Source organism: Ensifer sp. ENS08 (genome assembly GCF_014852195.1).
Taxonomy (GTDB): domain Bacteria; phylum Pseudomonadota; class Alphaproteobacteria; order Rhizobiales; family Rhizobiaceae; genus Ensifer; species Ensifer adhaerens.
The window spans coordinates 92,155-109,107 of the sequence record NZ_JACVBF010000004.1; the positions used below are offsets into that span (position 1 = coordinate 92,155).

Below are 16,953 nucleotides of genomic sequence, written 5' to 3' on the forward strand. Positions count from 1 at the left end.
GGGAAGCCCGCAATCGCAATCAGATCATGCCGAAGACATAGGCGAGCGGAAGGATGGCGAGTGCCGCCTGAACGATGAGCGCCGCCCAGTTGTAGAGCGTGCTGCCGTTGTCGCTCATCATCGAGAGGATTCGGCCGAAGGCGGCGAGCGCAAAGGCCGCGCCGACAGCGAGATAAACCATCGGCTGGGCGAGCAGAATGGCGGCAAGACCGAGCCCCACATGCATGCCGCCCATGGTCGAGCGCGCCTCGGCAAGGCCGCCGCGCCGCCCCTCGGCAATACCGATGCCGGCTGCGCGAAAGGTCAGCCGCGGAGCAAACAGCATGACGACGCCGATCAACGCTGCGACCGCCGCCGCGCAGAAGGCGAGGAACTCGCCGGTTTCCGTCGGAATATAAAACTCCATGCCCGTTCCCGCAGATGAGCCCGTTGTCATGCTGCCCCGTCGTCGGCCGGAGCAATGCGTCCCTGACCTCTAGCGCATGTCGCCCCGGTTGTGAATCGCCCACGGGCTTCAGAATGCGGCGATCACAGGAAACTTGAACTACAGGAAGCTCTGCGGATCGATGTCGAGCTGGACGCTGATCGAGCCGCGCTCCTTGGGACCGGCGGCGATCATCGCCTTGACGAAGGCCTGCATGTCGCTGTTGCGCCGGCCATGCACCAGCAGCCGGAAGCGATGCCGTCCGCGCACCAGCGCCAGCGGCGCCTCGGCCGGACCGAGAATACTGATACCCTCGGTGCGGGGGGCGGCCATCCGCAAGCCGCGCGCGTGGCCCTCGGCATCCTGGCGCGTGTCGGCCGAAACGATCAGCGAGGCAAGCCGGCCAAAAGGCGGCAGCAGCGCTTTCTCGCGCTCGGCGATCTCGCGGTCGTAGAAAGCGTCGGCATCGCCGGAAACGATCGCCTGCATCACCGGATGCTGCGGCTGATAGGTCTGCAGCAAGCCGAGGCTTTTGAGACCCGTTCGGCCCGCACGACCCGTCACCTGCGAGAGCAGCTGGAAGGTCCGCTCCGCCGCACGCGGATCGCCGTTCGCAAGACCCAGATCCGCATCGACAATGCCGACCAGTGTCATCAGGGGGAAGTTATGTCCCTTGGCGACGAGTTGCGTGCCGATGACGATATCGGCTTCGCCACGCGTGATGGCTTCAAGCTCCAGCCTCAACCGTTTGACGCCCATCAGGTCGGAAGAAAGCACGATGGTGCGCGCCTCGGGGAAATGCCGCTCCACCTCTTCGGCGATGCGCTCGACCCCCGGCCCGCAGGCCACCAGATGATCGAGCGTGCCGCATTCCGGGCAGGCTTCCGGCGTGCGCTCGGAATAGCCGCACTGGTGGCACTGGATCTGCCCGCGGAAGCGATGCTCGACAAGCCAGCTCGAACAATCCGGGCACTGGAAGCGATGGCCGCAGACGCGGCAGAGCGTCAGCGGTGCGTAGCCGCGACGATTGAGGAAGAGCAACGCCTGTTCGCCACGCTCGACCGCCTTGCCGACCTGGTTCAAGAGCACCGGCGACAGAAAGCCGCCGCGTGCCGGCGGATGCTGACGCATGTCGACGACGCCGAGCCGCGGCAGCGCCGCATCGCCGAAACGGGTCGGCAGGTGGATCGGCTTGTAACGGCCGACATCGCCATTGACCCGGCTTTCGAGCGACGGCGTCGCCGAGACGAGCACGACGGGAAAGCCGGTGATGCGACCACGAACGACCGCCATGTCGCGCGCATTGTAGAAGACGCGATCTTCCTGCTTGTAGGCAGGGTCGTGCTCTTCGTCGACGATGATGAGGCCCAGTTCCTCGAAGGGCAGGAACAGCGCCGAGCGGGCGCCGGCCACGACGCGGACGGTGCCTGTCGTCACCTGACGCCAGACCTTTTCGCGGGTGCGGGGAGCCAAGTCCGAATGCCACTCGGCGGGCTTGGCGCCAAAACGATCCTGAAAGCGCTCGAGGAAGCTCGACGTCAGCGCGATTTCGGGAAGCAGGATCAGCACCTGCTTGCCGGCGCGAAGGGTCGCAGCGATCGCCTCGAAATAGACCTCGGTCTTGCCGGACCCGGTGATGCCGTCGATCAGCGACACCGAGAAGCCGCCCTCCTCTACCGCTGCCAGCAGATCGGCGGCCGCATCCTTCTGCGGGCCTTCGAGCCGGGGCGCGGTGAAATCGGGATCTGGCAAGGCGACGACAGGCGGCGGCGCCATGAAGACGGTCTCGAAGACGCCTTGCTGGGTTAGCCCTTCGATCACACTCGACGACGTGCCGGCGGCATGCGCCAGCCCCGAGCGAGTCCAGGAAAAACCGTCACTGGCGGCAGCGATTACGCGCTCGCGCGCAGCCGTCATGCGCTCCGGCCGCATCTCGGTGAGACGCAGTGCCTCCACCATCGGTTCGGGATCGAACGCCGCCGGTGCGCGGAGCGCCATACGTGCCACCAGCCCCGGCGGCGTGACGGTATAGGCGGCCACCCAATCGAGAAAGGTCCGCATGTCGCGCGTCAACGGCGGGCAGTCGAAAGCCTTCTCGATCGTCTTGAGTTTCTTGGCATCGACGCTCCCGTCATCATCGCCATCCCAGACCACGCCGACGACGAGACGGGGGCCCAGAGGCACCTGCACGATCGAGCCCGCTTCGACCGCCATGCCGTCGGGAACCGCATAGGAATAGGCTTTCGGCGCCGGCATGGGCACCAGGACCGGCACGACGCGACGGGCCGAAACGGGCCCGAGCAAATCGCCGAATAAATCGGTTGAATCGCGAGTCATTTTGCCGTGACCTTGCCACGTGTTTCGGTTAAAGAAAACTGCGCTGCGAACCGCAGCCTTGCAGGCCGCAGGGTTTGTCACGGTTCCACCAGAGTTTCAACGCGCGCGATCTCTGCCAACGGAATTCCTCCCCGGTAGATATGCGCCGAACGGCAATCGTGCCCCAAGGGAGTGACCCCATGAAATTTTTCGTTGATACCGCCGACGTCAAGGAAATCCGTGAGCTGAACGATCTCGGCCTCCTCGATGGCGTCACCACCAACCCGTCGCTGATCCTGAAGTCGGGCCGTGACATCACGGAAGTCACCAAGGAAATCTGCGGCATCGTCGAAGGCCCGGTTTCGGCTGAAGTGACCGCAACCGAATACGCCGAGATGATGAAGGAAGCCGCCGTTCTCTCGAAGATCGCCGACAACATCTGCATCAAGCTGCCGCTGACGCTCGACGGCCTCAAGGCCTGCAAGGCGCTGACGTCTGACGGTCACCAGACCAACGTGACGCTGTGCTTCTCTGCCAACCAGGCCCTGCTCGCCGCCAAGGCCGGCGCGACCTTCGTCTCGCCTTTCGTCGGCCGCCTCGACGACATCGCGTTTGACGGCATGGACCTGATCCGCGAGATCCGCCACATCTACGACAACTACGGCTACGAGACCGAAATCCTTGCAGCTTCGATCCGCACCGTGAACCACGTCAAGGAAGCCGCCCTCATCGGCGCGGACGTCGTCACCGCACCGCCGGCAACGCTGAAGGCGCTGGTCAAGCACCCGCTGACCGACAAGGGCCTCGAAACCTTCCTGGCCGACTGGGCCAAGACCGGCCAGAAGATCGCCTGATACTTTCAGGAAAGTTCAGAAAGAGCCCGGCCACCGCGCCGGGCTTTTTTGTTGCCTACTCGTCATCGTCCATCAGCCCTGTCAGCCGCATGCCGTCGATCCAGGTGGCGCTGTCCTTGCGGATCACTCGCCGCGGACGAATGCCCGAGCGTTGACGCACTTCCTGCGCCAGCCGCTCCGAATGGGTGACGATCCAGATCTGGCTTTCGCGCGACGCGCTGGCGATCATGTCGGCAAGCGCCGGCAGCATGTCCGGGTGCAGGCTCGTCTCCGGCTCGTTGAGCGCGATGAAGCGCGGCCGGCGATAGGAAAGCAGTGCGGCCGCCAGCGCCAGAAAACGCATCTGCCCGTCGGAAAGCTCGCGCGGCGAAAACGGCCGGCTGGGAAAATCCGGAAAGACCAGCGAAAACTCGGCGAACTGGCCAGGCTCGGGAACATCGAGGTAAGCGCCGCCGAACGCGTCGGCGATCGCTCGGTCGAGATCGACCGTGTCCTCGCGCGTATGGCGGAGCGTTGCAAAGACGGCCGCCATATTGACGCCGGTCTCGTCGAGCATCGGCGCGGTCACTGCAAGGCAGGGCAGCCGCAACGGCGAATCGCGGTCGGTGCGGAAGCCGTGAAAGAAGCGCCACTGCTCGACCGCTCGGCGGAAGGTGCCGACCTCCGGATAATGGCCGGCATCGCCGAGCAGCGAGATCGCCGTTTCGGACGTCAGCGCCTGCTCCGGATAATCCTCCATCCGCCCGCGTTCGCCGCGCACGAAGATGCCGGGGCCCACGCGTTTCATCATCGTCACCGGGCGGCGGCCGGTTTCGACCGTCAGTTCCTCTTCCTTGACCTGTGGCTCATAGGCGAACCCGGCCGCAGCCTTCGGCGGACGCAGCCCGGCCTCGATGCGGTAGCGGAAGGTGATGGCCCGCTCCTCGTCCAGAAGCTCGGCTTCGAGCCTTATGCGCGCCGGCTTGTCGGCACGCCGGCGGCCGCTCCAGAGCGCCGACGACATTCCGCCCTCTTCGGCAATCTCGCGCGCCAAAGTGCCCCGCGTGGCGGCTTGCACGAGTTGAAGCGCCCGGTAGAGATTGGACTTGCCGACGCCGTTTTCGCCGATGAACAGGTTGACCCCGGTCAGATCCATGCGGATCGACTTCAGTGAACGGTAGTTTTCGGCAAACATGGATTGAAGCTGCATGGCTCAGACCTAGCCGATCCGCCGCGCGGGGTGAAGCCCGCCAGCGTTTCCGTAAGCCACGACAGTCGCTAGCGCGCGGCCGCCGTTTGCAGCCGGGGCTTGAAGGCCGCGTCGGCATCCAGCGCCAGATCGAAGACCGTGTGTCGTTCGAGCGCCTTCGTCACCTCGCCCGTTTCACCTTCCAGCGCCTCCGGCGGGATGAGGTTGCCGATGCGAAAGTCGAAAAGATCGCCCTTCTTGTTCAGCAATTCGTGGAACACGGTCATGTCGCGCAGCTCGGTCGACCATTTGGCGAACCAGTAGAACAGGCCGGAATTGCGGGCGCTCATATGCACCGGCAGGATCGGCAGGTCGTATTTGCGCGCAAAGCCCACGGCCGATGTCTTCCATGGCCGCTCGTTGAGACATCCTTCGGCCCAGTAGGCGATGCGTCCCGAGGGGAAGAGCACGGTCGCCTTACCCTCGCCGATCGCGCGGTTGGTCACCTGCAGCGTCTCACGCGCCTTCAGCTTGCTCTTGTGTTCCTCGCGCCATTCGACCGGGATGACCATTTCGACGAAGCGCGGATTGACGCGGATGGCGTCGCGATTGGCGAAGAACATCATGTCCGGCCGCCGGCTCTTCAAGAGGTCGAAAACGGCGATCCCATCGGCAATGCCGGTCGGGTGGTTGCTGACGAGCAGGAAGCCGCCCTTGGCGGGAATGCGCTCGGCCCGGTCGACCCGCACCTCCAGCGAAAGCAGCGAGCTCAGGTGCTCGAAGGCCTGGAATCCCGGCATATTGGCGACGGCATCGGCGAACTCGTGCGCCTTGCGATAGTTCAGCAACGTGTAGAGAAAAGGCCGCATCAGCGGCCATAGCGGGCTCTTGACGATCCGCTGGCCACGCTCCGCGATCAGCGTGTCGACGATGTGGCCAGGCTGCCCCTGGGAGACCAGGGTGATTACTTCTGCAAAATGCGCGAATCCGTTCACCGAATCCCGTCCCGCCATAGTCCGATCCGTTTGTTTGCGGCTGACCATCGCAATTCTATATGATCGAAGGATGACAGATTCCAAGGGTGCATTAGCAAAAACCTAAGATGCGTCAGGGCATTGTCGCGGACCGACAAACTCAGGAAAACGACAATGAACGAGTTCCTCGTCATCGGCCATCCCGAGCTACTTGCCGAGCGTCAGCGCTGGCTGGACGGCCTCATGCGGGAGCGCCGCCTCTCCGACAATACCGTCGAGGCCTATGAGCGCGACACCCGACAATTCCTGACATTTCTCACCGGCCATCTCGCCGGGCCGCCACGGCTTTCCGATATCCGCACGCTGAGGCCGGCTGACCTTCGCGGCTTCCTCGCCCAGCGTCGCAAGGGCGGCGCCGGCGCCCGCACGCTCGGCCGCGGGCTGGCCGGGCTTCGCTCCTTCCTGCGCTATCTCGAACGCAACGGCCTTGCCAACGCGGCCGGTGCGGCTGCGGTGCGTTCGCCCAAACAGCCCAAATCCCTGCCGAAGCCGCTCACCGATCGCGAAGCGCTGAATGTCGTGACGTCCGAGGCGCAGCTTGCCGAGGAACCCTGGATCGCGGCGCGCAACGCAGCGGTGCTGACCCTGCTCTACGGCTGCGGCCTGCGCATTTCCGAGGCACTCGGCCTCACGCCGTCAGCATTTGCCGGCGCGCCCTCGTCGCTGCGCATCGTCGGCAAGGGCGACAAGACCCGCATCGTGCCGCTGATCGAAGCGGCGCGCGAGGCCGTCGCCACCTACTTGAAGCTCTGCCCCTATCCGATCGCGGCCGATGCGCCGCTGTTCCTGGGCGCGCGCGGCGCCAAGCTGCAGCCGGCGATCATCCAGCGCGAAATGCAGAAGCTGCGCGGGGCGCTCGGCCTGCCCGAGACGGCAACGCCGCATGCGCTGCGCCACTCCTTCGCCACCCATCTGCTGGCCGGCGGCGGCGATCTCAGGACCATTCAGGAACTGCTCGGCCATGCCAGCCTGTCGACCACCCAGGTCTATACCGGCGTCGATTCGGCTCGGCTTCTGGAAATCTACGACCGCGCCCACCCGCGCGCCTGATTTTCGGCGAAAGGGCGGATTAACCATGCCCGTTAAGGAAGCCGTGACCGGCCCGGGCCTAGGGTCGACTATCGACCATGCGACTGTCAGGGAAGAACGATGACCGCCTTTGCGAGACCTCAGCAAAACCTGCCGCGGCACCTGCTTGCGCGGCTCGCCGATGGCGCACTTTGGCTGACCGCCCTGCTCCATGTCATGCTCGCCGCCTGCCTCCTCGTCGCTCTCGTCTTCGTCGCTGAGGCTGATGCCACGGAGGTCGAATGTGGCGGCGCGAATGTTCTGACCGCGCTTGCAAAATCCGACCCGACGAAACTGGCCGCACTCGAAGCGGAAGCTGCCGCCATCCCGAACAGCAAGGGCATCTTCTGGAAAATCGAGAAGGACGGTGTCGCGCCGTCCTGGCTGCTTGGCACGATGCATGTCACCGATCCGCGCGTGCTGGCCCTGCCGACTGAGGCGCCCGCCGCCTTTGAGGCAGCCTCTACCGTCATCGTCGAATCGGACGAGATCATCGACGAGAAGAAGTCGGCCGCCGCGATCCTGATGCGACCCGATCTTACCATGCTTCCGGACAACAAGACGATCGCCGACTTCCTGAAGCCCGACGACCGCGAACAGCTCGAAACAGGCCTCAAGGCACGCGGCATTCCGCTGACCCTGGTTTCCCGCATGAAGCCCTGGATGATCGCGAGCTTCGTTGCGCTGCCCGCCTGCGAAATGAGCCGCAAGGCTGCAGGCGCCTCCTTCCTCGACAAGAAGATCGCCGAGGATGCCGTCAGTCAGGGCAAGACGCTGAAGGGGCTGGAAACGCTGGTCGAGCAGCTCGCCGCCATGGACTCGCTGCCGACCGAACTGCATCTGCGCGCCCTCATCGAGACGCTCGCGCTCGGCAAGACCATCGACGACGTCTTCGCGACGATGACCGATCTCTATCTCGCAGGCGACACCGGCATGATCATGCCGATGATGAAAGCCGTGTCGGACAAGAGCGCCGAGGATTTCGGCTATGCCGATTTCGAGCAGCGCATCATCGTCGACCGCAACAAAACCATGGCGACGCGCGCCGAACCGATCCTCAAGGACGGCGGCGCCTTCATGGCGGTCGGCGCACTGCACCTGCCGGGCAAGGAAGGTCTGGTCGAACTGCTGCGCGCCCAGGGTTTTACGGTCACGCGCGCCAACTGACGGGCCGGCCGTCAGCGAGCGCCCGCCGGCACGACGCTCCCTTCTCAGCCTTGCGCACCGGCACGGGAAACGACCTCGGACGCGCTTGCGGTGGCAGAATCACTCTCGATCCACGACAGACGGCGATAGCCCCAGAACGCTGCGGCAAGGATCAAGGCCCCGGCGGCGAGCGCAATGGTGAAGCCGGCCTGAACGCCGAAGCGCGCGACCACGCCGCCTGACACCGCCGCACCCGACGCAACACCGATGCCGAGACCGGTGGTCAACCAGGTCAGTCCTTCCGTCAACTTCGACGGCGGCACGGCGGTTTCGCCGATGCTCAAGGCGACGATCATCGTCGGCGCAAAGAACACGCCCGAAATGAACATCATCGTCGCAAGGCTGCCGATCCCGTCGGCAAAGAGCAGCGGCAATGTGCTGGCGGCGGTCATGCCCGCACCGATCAGGAACAGCTTCGCCAAAGGCAGGCCGATCCGGACCGCACCGAACGCCAGACCGGCGATGCAGGAACCGAGGGCATAGAGGGAGAGCACGAGGCTCGCCGCCGCTGGTCGCCCTTCGGCCTCGGCAAAGGCGACGCTGACCACGTCGATCGTGCCGACAATGATGCCCATGCCGGCCAGCGCGACAATCAGCACGCGCAGCGCCGGGTAACGAAGGACCGAACCGGGCGCCATCGTCTCGGCCGGCTTGACCGGTGGCTCGGTGCCTTTCTGCAGCACGAAGGCGGTGACCCCGATGGCCAGGCATGCCGCAGCCGCCAGCGGTCCGGCCTCGGGAAACAGGCCGACGCTTAAGCCCACGGCGATCGGCGGCCCGACGATGAAGCAGATCTCGTCGAAGACCGATTCGAGCGAAAAGGCGGTCTTCAGCTCCGGACGGCCGCGATAGAGCTCGGTCCATCGCGCCCGGGTCATCGCTGACATGCTGGGCGTGCACCCGGCAAGAATGGCAAAGACGAAGAGTGTCCAGTCCGGCGCCCGCCAATGGGTGAAGACGAGGAGAGCCGAGCTGCCGAGAAGGCTGAGTGCCGCGGCGACCGGCAGGACGTGGCTCTGGCCGAAGCGATCGACGAGCCGGGAAACCTGCGGCGCCAGCAGTGCGGAGGCCAGCGTGAAGGCGGCGGCCACACCGCCAGCCAGCCCGTAGCTGCCGCGGGACTGGGCCAGCATGGTGATGATGCCGATGCCCATCATCGACAACGGCAACCGTGACACCAATCCCGCCAAGGTAAAGCCCACCGTGCCTTTGGCAGCAAAGATCTGTGCATAGGGATTGGCCATGAAAACTCCTGCAATACATGTCTGAACGTGGCGTCATTAACATACGCCGCGTATGGCAGTAATATTGACATACGCTTCGCATGTCAATTAATATACGAACCGTATGCAAAAGGAGGAGCTGCAAATGACAAGGCGCGCGCGCAGCGACATGATCGCGGAAACGAAGGCAAAGCTGATCGCCGCCGCCCGGGAAGCGTTCAGGCAACGCGGATATGCGGAGACTTCGATGGACGATTTCACCGCCTTGGCCGGGCTCACGCGTGGCGCGCTCTATCATCATTTCGGCGACAAGAAGGGCCTGCTGCGTGCGGTCGTGGAGACTCTGGACGGCGAGATGGACGCACGGCTCGACGCAGCCTCCGCGACCCCGGTCCCGTGGGACGGTTTCGTGCGCCGCTGCAGGCTGTATCTGGAAATGGCGCTCGAACCGGAAATCCGACAGATCGTGTTGAAGGATGCGCCGGCCGTACTCGGCGCAAGCGTGCTGGAACCGAGCCGGCGCCAATGCCTCGCGTCGCTTGCCACCAGGCTTTCGGCGATGATCGCCGCGGGCGTCGTACGTCCGGGAAATGCCGAGACATTGGCGCGGCTGATCAATGGCGCACTCTCCGATGCGGCGCTCTGGATTGCCGAGGCGGACGATCCGGCCATGCGCCTCACCAGCGCACGCGACAATCTCGACCTGCTTTTGTCCGGACTGAAAATTGAACCCCGGACTTAACCGCCGGGACCTACCACCCGCGCCAGAAGTGTCGGCACGATCGCCTTGTGAAACGGCGTGACGGCCATGAGGTAAACCCGCCCGAGCGTGTTGTGCCTGCGCACAAGCGTGGTGACGCCGACGATCTGATTGACCGCCGACCCCGCCCGGACGTCGACGACGATGCGGAAATCGAGATGCTTGTCATCGAAGCCGAGCACCACTTCGTCATCACTCTTCGAAACGACAGGAAACGCCCCGATCAGTCCCAGACGGCTGGACGGCGCCGCCGACTTCAGGCCGATGATCGAGACGATGCGGTTGCGCAGGCGCAGCAACACGCGGACCCATCGCGGCGACCGGCCAAGCGAACGTTCGGCGGCTTCCGCCGCGGTCACGCCCTTGCCATCAAGGGCAAGCTCGAAGCGGTCGGCCCAATCGGCATTCGGTAGATGCCGGCTCGGCAACGATATGGCCACGGCTCTCGGTTTCATCTTTCCTCCTGACGCGCGCGTCGTCTGTCCTTGCAGACATGATCGCGCCCTCCCCCGTGCCTGGACAGAAGACCGCTTGTCGCAGCCCTCGGGCCAATCGTCACATCCCCTCTTCCAGATCCTCCCCCTTCCCTTCGCTCCGGCAAGCTGCATAACTCAGGCGGGACGCTGCAAAATCTGGAGATGGACAATGGAAACCAGCTACGACACACGCGAACTCGAGATGGTCGTACTGATGACGCCGGATATGGCGAACTTCAGCGGTAAGGTCCATGGCGGTGCGCTGCTCAATCTCCTCGATCGCGTGGCCTTCTCCTGTGCCTCGCGCTATTCTCAGCAGTATGCCGTGACGCTCTCGGTCGACCAGGTCACCTTCCGTCAGCCGATCCATGTCGGTGAGCTCGTCACCTTCCGTGCAGCCGTCAACAATGCCGGCCGCACCTCGATGGAAATCGGCATCCGGGTCGAGGCCGAGAACATCAGGAGCGGCGAGCGCCGCCACACCAATTCCTGCTATTTTACCATGGTCGCCGTCGATGCCGACGGCAGCCCGACCCCGGTTCCGACCCTTGTCACCGACACGGCCGACCGCAAGCGCCGGCAGCGCGCTGCCGAGGCACGGCGCAGCCTGAGGCGCGAGTTCGAGGAGCGTTTCCACGCCCTCAGGTCTGCTTCAGAAGAATGATACGGTCGCTTGGCGACCGGAAACGCCGATAGCGGCAATGCGGGCGCTGACGCCGATAAGGTAAGCAATGGCCACAAGGGCCAGCCGGCACGCAGAAACGCGGCCGGAAACAGGGGGCCGCGTGATCGCAGCCCCCTGCATGATCCTTACATGTGGATCGGCTTGAAGAAGGTCGAAAGTGCCGCTTCCTTGACCGCTTCCGACATGGTCGGGTGCGCGTGGCAGGTGCGGCCGAGGTCTTCCGACGAACCGCCGAATTCCATCAGAACCGCGATCTCGTGGATCATCTCGCCGGCGCCGAAGCCGACGATATGGCCGCCGAGCACCTTGTCGGTTTCCTTGTCAGCAAGTATCTTCACGAAGCCGTCGGTGGCGAGCATTGCGCGCGCACGGCCGTTGGCGGTGAATGGGAACTTGCCGACCTTGTAGGCGACACCAGCCGCCTTCAGCTCTTCCTCGGTCTTGCCGACGGAGGCGACTTCCGGCTGGGTGTAGACGACACCAGGGATGACGTCATAGTTCACGTGACCGGCCTGGCCAGCGAGGATCTCGGCAACCGCCACACCTTCGTCTTCCGCCTTGTGGGCGAGCATCGGGCCGCGCACGACGTCGCCGATCGCGTAGACGCCGGCGACGCTCGTCTGGAAGTGATTGTCGATCTCGACGCGGCCGCGCTGGTCCATGACGACGCCCGCTTCCGCAAGGCCAAGACCGTCGGTGTAGGGCTTGCGGCCGGTGGCGATCAGCACGACATCGGCATCGAGCGTCTGGGCGTCACCGCCCTTGACCGGCTCGAACGTCACCTTGGCGCCCTTGCCGTCCTTGACGACGCCGGTCACCTTGGCGCCGAGCTTGAAGTCCATGCCCTGCTTGGCGAGCATGCGCTGGAACTGCTTGGCAACCTCGCCATCCATGCCGCCGAGAAGCGTGTCGAGATACTCGACAACGGTGACCTTGGCGCCGAGGCGGGCCCAGACCGAGCCGAGTTCGAGGCCGATGACGCCGCCACCGACGACGATCATGTTGGCCGGAACCTTCTCGAGCGCGATGCCGCCCGTCGACGAGATGATCACCTTCTCGTCGATATCGACCTTGACGCCCGGGATGCCAGCGACGTCGGAGCCGGTGGCGATCACGATGTTCTTGGTTTCGAGGATCTGTTCCTCGCCCTTGTCGTTGGTGACGGAGACCTTGCCCTGGCCGAGCACCTTGCCGGTGCCCTGGATGCCGTCGATCTTGTTCTTTTTGAACAGGAACGAGACGCCGTCGACATTGGCCTTAACGGTCGCGTCCTTGTGGGCCATCATCTTTTCGAGGTTCAGCTTCGGTGCCGCGACTTCGACGCCGAGCGCGTCGACGCCGTGGGCAACCTGATGGAACATCTCGGAAGCATGCAGCAACGCCTTCGACGGGATGCAGCCGATGTTGAGGCAGGTACCGCCGTAGGTGGCGCGCTTTTCGACGACGCCGACCTTCAGGCCGAGCTGGGCCGCCTTGATCGCGCAGACATAGCCGCCGGGGCCGCTGCCGATAACGATGAGATCATAAGCCATTAGAATATCCTTCTTTCAGGACGGTTACCGTCCGCCGCTGACATTGAGAATTGCCCCCGTCACATAAGTCGCCTTATCCGACAGGAGGTAGAGAACCGCGTCAGCGACTTCCTCGGCCGTGCCGGGTCGCTGAACGGGAATGGTGAAGGCGAGATCACGCGCCCGGTCCGGCAAGCCGCCGGAGGCGTGGATCTCGGTATCGATGATGCCGGGCCGTATCGCGTTGACGCGAATGCCTTCGGTCGCGACCTCGCGCGAAAGCCCTGTCGTGAAGGTGTCGATCGCACCTTTCGAGGCGGCGTAATCGACATACTGCGCCGGCGAGCCAAGCGTGGCGGCAACCGAGGAGATGTTGACGATGACACCGCCCTGGTGCCCGTATCGTGTCGACATGCGCCGGACGGCTTCCGCTGCACAGCGCATGGAGCCGGTGACGTTGATGCGGAACATGCGCTCAAGCCGCTCGGGCGACATCTCGTCGACACGTGCCGTCTGTCCGACGATGCCGGCATTGTTGACGAGCCCGTCCAGCCGGCCGAAAACCGAATCGATGGCAGCAAAGATCGCTTGGACATCCGCCTCGGAGCCGACATCGCCCTGAACTGCGATCGCCGTGCCGCCGGCCCGCTCGATCGCGCCGACAACCGCATCGGCCGCATCGCGGTTCGACGCATAGTTGACGGCGACCCGCCAGCCGGCTTTTGCAGCGCCAAGGCAGATTGCAGCACCGATGCCGCGACTGCCGCCGGTCACGAGAAGAACAGGGCTCGCACTCATGCGGCGCATCCCTTGAACGTGAAGGCATCCCAACTGTCGGCCTCGGCCTTGCCCTTGCCCCAGGCGGTCGACGCACGAAGCGACGGACCGAAGTCGGGAAGCAGCAGTTGCTCGGCCGCCGTCTCGGTCTCTTGCGGGATCTCGCTGATCGCGCCGGCCTTGTCGAGCGCGTAGACGACACCCTGCCACACAGTACAGGCGCGCAGTTCCTCACCGGTCGCATCCCCCTCGGGGCAATTGTGCATGATCAGCCCGGTCGCCCGTTCCGGCTCGCCCGCGGGCATGACGACGCCATCGAGCAGCAGGCCGGGCTTGAGAACCGCCACCTTGAAGTGGTTGCTGGTCGCGGCGCTTGCCGAGCCGACCGGTTCGAAACGCAGCTCGTAGGCTCCGTCGCGGTCGCCGTAGATCGCGTGCGACTGCTTGCAGTCGGCGGCAATCGCCGGCGCGGCAAAGGCAAGACCGAACAGGGCTGAAAGGAGTCGACCGGAGCGCATGATCAGGCTGCCTTCTCCGTCGCGAGCTTGAGGCCGAGCGCGATGAAGACCACGCCGCTGGCGCGGTCGATCCACTTGCTGGCGCGCGTAAACGCAGCACGCATGCGCGGCGTCGTCATGAACAGGCTGACGCCGACGAACCACGCGATCAGGCAGGTCGCCATGACAAGGCCGTAGCCGAACTTGATCATCATCGGCGTATGGGCGTGAACGACCGTCGAGAAGATCGACAGGAAGAAGAACACCGGCTTGGGGTTGAGCGCGTTGGCGGCAAAGCCGAGGCCGAAGGCCTTGGCCGCCGACTGGCCCTTGACCGGCCCGCTGCCTTCCGTGTGGTCGACCTGGATCTCCGTCTGGCCGGCGCGAAGCGCCTTGATGCCGATATAGATCAGGTAAGCGACGCCGCACCATTTGACGATGTTGAACAGATAGATCGACTGCGAAATGATCAGTCCGAGGCCGAGGATCGTGTAAGTCACATGGAACATCAGCGACGTGCCGATGCCGAAGGACGTGATGATCGCCGGACGGCGGCCATGCACGATCGACTGGCGCATGACCATCGCGAGGTCTGCGCCGGGCGAGACGATGGCGAAGGCGAAGATCGCCATCAGCGATGCGAGTTCGAAGAAATACTGGCTCATGGGTTTGCGACCGGTGCGTTGAAGGCCCAGACGTGGCCGAAGGGATCCTGGATGCGCGCGTAGCGTGCGTGCCAGAAGGTATCCTGCGGCTCCAGAACTGTCGATGCCCCGGCGGCCACCGCCTTGTCGTAGGCTGCGTCGACATCGGCAGGCTTCGCCAGGTTGATGCTGATCGCAACGCCGGTACCGCCGATCGTGTTCGGCGAAAGCACGCTGCCGCCGAATTCGGGGAATTCGTCGTGCAGCATCACCTCGCCGCCGTAGATCGCCAGATTGGCGTGCATGACGCGTTTGCCGTCCTCGGCCATCGCGTGGAATGTATTCACCGCACCGAGCGCCTTCTCGTAAAAGGCGATGGCGGCAAGCCCGTCCTTGACGCAGATATGCGCCTGGATCGGCGGAACGTCGGGTCCGAATGCCATGCCAGTCTCCTCTTGCCTTGTCGCCAGGATGCTATGCCATGAGCCGGACGACCATCAGCAACAGCGCAATGATCGACACGAACCAGACGAGGGTGCGCAGCACGGGAACGCCGGCCGCGTAGAGAACGGTGTAAGCCAGCCGTGCCAGAAGCCAGGTCACTGCGCCGATGGCGCCGAGACCGCCGGTCTTGCCGGTCACCGCCAGGGCGAGCGCAAGCCCAACGAAGGCCGGATAGGTTTCCAGCATGTTGCGAAGCGACCGCAGCAAACGTCCTGCCACGATGCTCTTCGAAACGCGCTGTTCGTCGCGGGGGCCGAGCAGATATTTGAAACCGAGATCGCCGGCGAGATCGAGCGACAGCGCCTGCACCAGGATGTGCACGATCAGGAACACCACGCTCCAGCCAAGCACCCAGATTTCAGTCGACGCTGCGGCGGCTTCCATCATCCCTCGCAATCGCAGGAGCGGTTCGGATCGACATCATCGGCCCTGACGGCCAGTCTCTCCGGCCAGGCCGCAGAGACGGTTTTCGCCGCGCGTGATCGCGGACGGCGAACGGCGGGGGCATGAAGGACGCCCCCGCTGTTTCCGGATATCAGAGATCGAGAACCAGGCGTTCCGGATCTTCCAGGCTTTCCTTGACGCGCACGAGGAAGGTCACGGCTTCCTTGCCGTCGACGATGCGGTGATCGTAGGAGAGCGCGAGGTACATCATCGGGCGGATGACGACCTGGCCGCCGATGGCGACCGGACGCTCCTGGATCTTGTGCATGCCGAGGATGCCCGACTGAGGCGCGTTGAGGATCGGCGAAGACATCAGCGAACCGTAGACGCCACCGTTGGAGATGGTGAAGGTGCCGCCCTGCATGTCGGCCATCGACAGCGCGCCGTCACGGGCAGCCTTGCCGAGGCGACCGATGTCCTTTTCGATCTCGGCGATCGACATCTGGTCGGCATCGCGAACGATCGGAACCACAAGACCCTTGTCCGTGCCGACGGCGACGCCGATGTGGCAGTAGTTCTTGTAGATGATGTCGGTGCCGTCGATCTCGGCGTTGACGGCCGGGATTTCCTTCAGCGCGTGGGTGACGGCCTTGGTGAAGAAGCCCATGAAGCCGAGCTTCACGCCGTGCTTCTTCTCGAAGATGTCCTTGTACTTGTTGCGCAGCGACATGACGGCGCTCATGTCCACCTCGTTGTAGGTGGTGAGCATGGCGGCAGTGTTCTGCGCATCCTTGAGGCGACGGGCAATCGTCTGGCGCAGGCGGGTCATCTTGACGCGCTCTTCGCGAACGACGTCTTCAGCCGTCGACGGCGCACGGGCCTGGATCTTGGCTGGCTCGGAAGCGGCCGGCGTCGAGATGCCCTTGGCGACGGCTGCAAGGACGTCGCCCTTCAGCACCTGGCCACGCTTGCCGGAGCCGTCGACCTGATCGGCCGAGAGGTTGTTTTCGGCAAGCAGCTTGCCAGCCGACGGTGCCGGCGGCATCGACGAAGCAGCCGGTGCTGCAGCAGCGGCCGGGGCAGCCGGAGCGGCAGCAGCCGGCTCGGCCTTCTTTTCGGCGGCAGCAGCCGGAGCGGCCGCTGCGGCGCCAGCGGCACCTGCAGCGATCTGGCCGAGCAGCGCGCCGAGACCGACGGTCTCGCCGGCCTGGGCGACGATTTCAGAGAGCGTGCCTGCGGCCGGAGCCGGAACTTCGATCGTCACCTTGTCGGTTTCGAGTTCGAGCAGGGGTTCATCGGCCTTGATGGCGTCGCCGACCTTCTTGAACCAGGTGCCGACGGTCGCTTCGCTGACGGATTCGCCAAGGGTGGGAACGCGGATTTCTGTTGCCATGATTTTTGTTCCGTTGATCAGATATCTGT

The 16,953-nt window shown here is 64.4% G+C and carries 18 protein-coding genes; 5 read left to right on the forward strand and 13 right to left on the reverse strand.

Translation table 11 applies throughout. From position 1 onward, the window contains the following. Positions 1-19: 19 nt before the first annotated feature. Both IB272_RS12455 and IB272_RS12460 read right to left on the reverse strand, forming a co-directional pair. Positions 20-406 carry a hypothetical protein gene (locus IB272_RS12455; protein WP_034802512.1) on the reverse strand — a complete coding sequence of 129 codons (387 nt, stop codon included), beginning with the start codon at positions 404-406 and terminating at the stop codon, positions 20-22. Positions 407-544: 138 nt separating this feature from the next. Next, positions 545-2,761, reverse strand: a complete 2,217-nt coding sequence (locus IB272_RS12460) for a primosomal protein N' (protein ID WP_060586436.1) — start codon at positions 2,759-2,761, stop codon at positions 545-547. Positions 2,762-2,940: 179 nt separating this feature from the next. On the opposite strand from IB272_RS12460, the gene fsa reads away from it, so the two are divergent. Next, the gene (gene fsa, locus IB272_RS12465; RefSeq protein WP_034802519.1) at positions 2,941-3,594 is read left to right on the forward strand and encodes a fructose-6-phosphate aldolase; all 654 of its coding nucleotides are present in this window, start codon (positions 2,941-2,943) and stop codon (positions 3,592-3,594) included. Between the two features lie 55 nt (positions 3,595-3,649). Here fsa and IB272_RS12470 read toward each other — a convergent pair whose 3' ends face one another. Both IB272_RS12470 and IB272_RS12475 read right to left on the reverse strand, forming a co-directional pair. Beyond that, complete coding sequence (locus tag IB272_RS12470; protein WP_060586438.1) at positions 3,650-4,783, reverse strand: AAA family ATPase; 1,134 nt, start codon at positions 4,781-4,783, stop codon at positions 3,650-3,652. Between the two features lie 68 nt (positions 4,784-4,851). Continuing rightward, the gene (locus tag IB272_RS12475; RefSeq protein WP_060521389.1) at positions 4,852-5,775 is read right to left on the reverse strand and encodes a GNAT family N-acetyltransferase; all 924 of its coding nucleotides are present in this window, start codon (positions 5,773-5,775) and stop codon (positions 4,852-4,854) included. Positions 5,776-5,910: 135 nt separating this feature from the next. Between IB272_RS12475 and IB272_RS12480 the strand changes: the two genes are divergently transcribed. Beyond that, complete coding sequence (locus IB272_RS12480; protein ID WP_034802532.1) at positions 5,911-6,846, forward strand: tyrosine recombinase XerC; 936 nt, start codon at positions 5,911-5,913, stop codon at positions 6,844-6,846. A 99-nt stretch (positions 6,847-6,945) separates the two neighbouring features. Beyond that, complete coding sequence (locus IB272_RS12485; RefSeq protein ID WP_060586440.1) at positions 6,946-8,031, forward strand: TraB/GumN family protein; 1,086 nt, start codon at positions 6,946-6,948, stop codon at positions 8,029-8,031. 44 nt (positions 8,032-8,075) lie between these two features. Here IB272_RS12485 and IB272_RS12490 read toward each other — a convergent pair whose 3' ends face one another. Continuing rightward, positions 8,076-9,314 carry an MFS transporter gene (locus tag IB272_RS12490; protein WP_060586441.1) on the reverse strand — a complete coding sequence of 413 codons (1,239 nt, stop codon included), beginning with the start codon at positions 9,312-9,314 and terminating at the stop codon, positions 8,076-8,078. Between the two features lie 124 nt (positions 9,315-9,438). Between IB272_RS12490 and IB272_RS12495 the strand changes: the two genes are divergently transcribed. Next, positions 9,439-10,035, forward strand: a complete 597-nt coding sequence (locus tag IB272_RS12495; RefSeq protein WP_034802538.1) for a TetR/AcrR family transcriptional regulator — start codon at positions 9,439-9,441, stop codon at positions 10,033-10,035. On the opposite strand, the gene IB272_RS12500 is transcribed toward IB272_RS12495, so the two are convergent. Continuing rightward, entirely contained in the window at positions 10,032-10,508 is a 477-nt protein-coding gene (locus tag IB272_RS12500; protein ID WP_060586443.1) for a DUF2867 domain-containing protein, read from the reverse strand. The two genes, IB272_RS12495 and IB272_RS12500, sit on opposite strands and share 4 nt — an antisense overlap. 190 nt (positions 10,509-10,698) lie before the next feature. Between IB272_RS12500 and IB272_RS12505 the strand changes: the two genes are divergently transcribed. Continuing rightward, positions 10,699-11,193 carry an acyl-CoA thioesterase gene (locus IB272_RS12505; protein WP_034802542.1) on the forward strand — a complete coding sequence of 165 codons (495 nt, stop codon included), beginning with the start codon at positions 10,699-10,701 and terminating at the stop codon, positions 11,191-11,193. Positions 11,194-11,339: 146 nt separating this feature from the next. Here IB272_RS12505 and lpdA read toward each other — a convergent pair whose 3' ends face one another. The 7 genes from lpdA to odhB all read right to left on the reverse strand — a co-directional run bounded on the left by lpdA (position 11,340) and on the right by odhB (position 16,924). Next, complete coding sequence (gene lpdA / locus IB272_RS12510; RefSeq protein ID WP_060586444.1) at positions 11,340-12,746, reverse strand: dihydrolipoyl dehydrogenase; 1,407 nt, start codon at positions 12,744-12,746, stop codon at positions 11,340-11,342. Between the two features lie 24 nt (positions 12,747-12,770). Continuing rightward, on the reverse strand, positions 12,771-13,523 hold the full coding sequence (locus tag IB272_RS12515; RefSeq protein ID WP_060586604.1) for an SDR family oxidoreductase: 753 nt from the start codon (positions 13,521-13,523) through the stop codon (positions 12,771-12,773). Next, positions 13,520-14,020 (reverse strand): hypothetical protein, encoded by a 501-nt coding sequence (locus IB272_RS12520; RefSeq protein WP_060586445.1) that lies wholly within the window; start codon positions 14,018-14,020, stop codon positions 13,520-13,522. Before IB272_RS12520 ends, IB272_RS12515 begins: the two co-directional genes overlap by 4 nt. Before the next feature lie 2 nt (positions 14,021-14,022). Beyond that, positions 14,023-14,664, reverse strand: a complete 642-nt coding sequence (locus IB272_RS12525) for a LysE family translocator (RefSeq protein WP_060521397.1) — start codon at positions 14,662-14,664, stop codon at positions 14,023-14,025. After that, positions 14,661-15,086, reverse strand: a complete 426-nt coding sequence (locus IB272_RS12530; RefSeq protein ID WP_060586446.1) for a VOC family protein — start codon at positions 15,084-15,086, stop codon at positions 14,661-14,663. Before IB272_RS12530 ends, IB272_RS12525 begins: the two co-directional genes overlap by 4 nt. Positions 15,087-15,117: 31 nt before the next feature. Continuing rightward, positions 15,118-15,531, reverse strand: a complete 414-nt coding sequence (locus IB272_RS12535; RefSeq protein WP_060521399.1) for an MAPEG family protein — start codon at positions 15,529-15,531, stop codon at positions 15,118-15,120. 151 nt (positions 15,532-15,682) lie between these two features. Then, the gene (odhB, locus tag IB272_RS12540; protein ID WP_060586448.1) at positions 15,683-16,924 is read right to left on the reverse strand and encodes a 2-oxoglutarate dehydrogenase complex dihydrolipoyllysine-residue succinyltransferase; all 1,242 of its coding nucleotides are present in this window, start codon (positions 16,922-16,924) and stop codon (positions 15,683-15,685) included. Positions 16,925-16,953 lie beyond the last annotated feature (29 nt).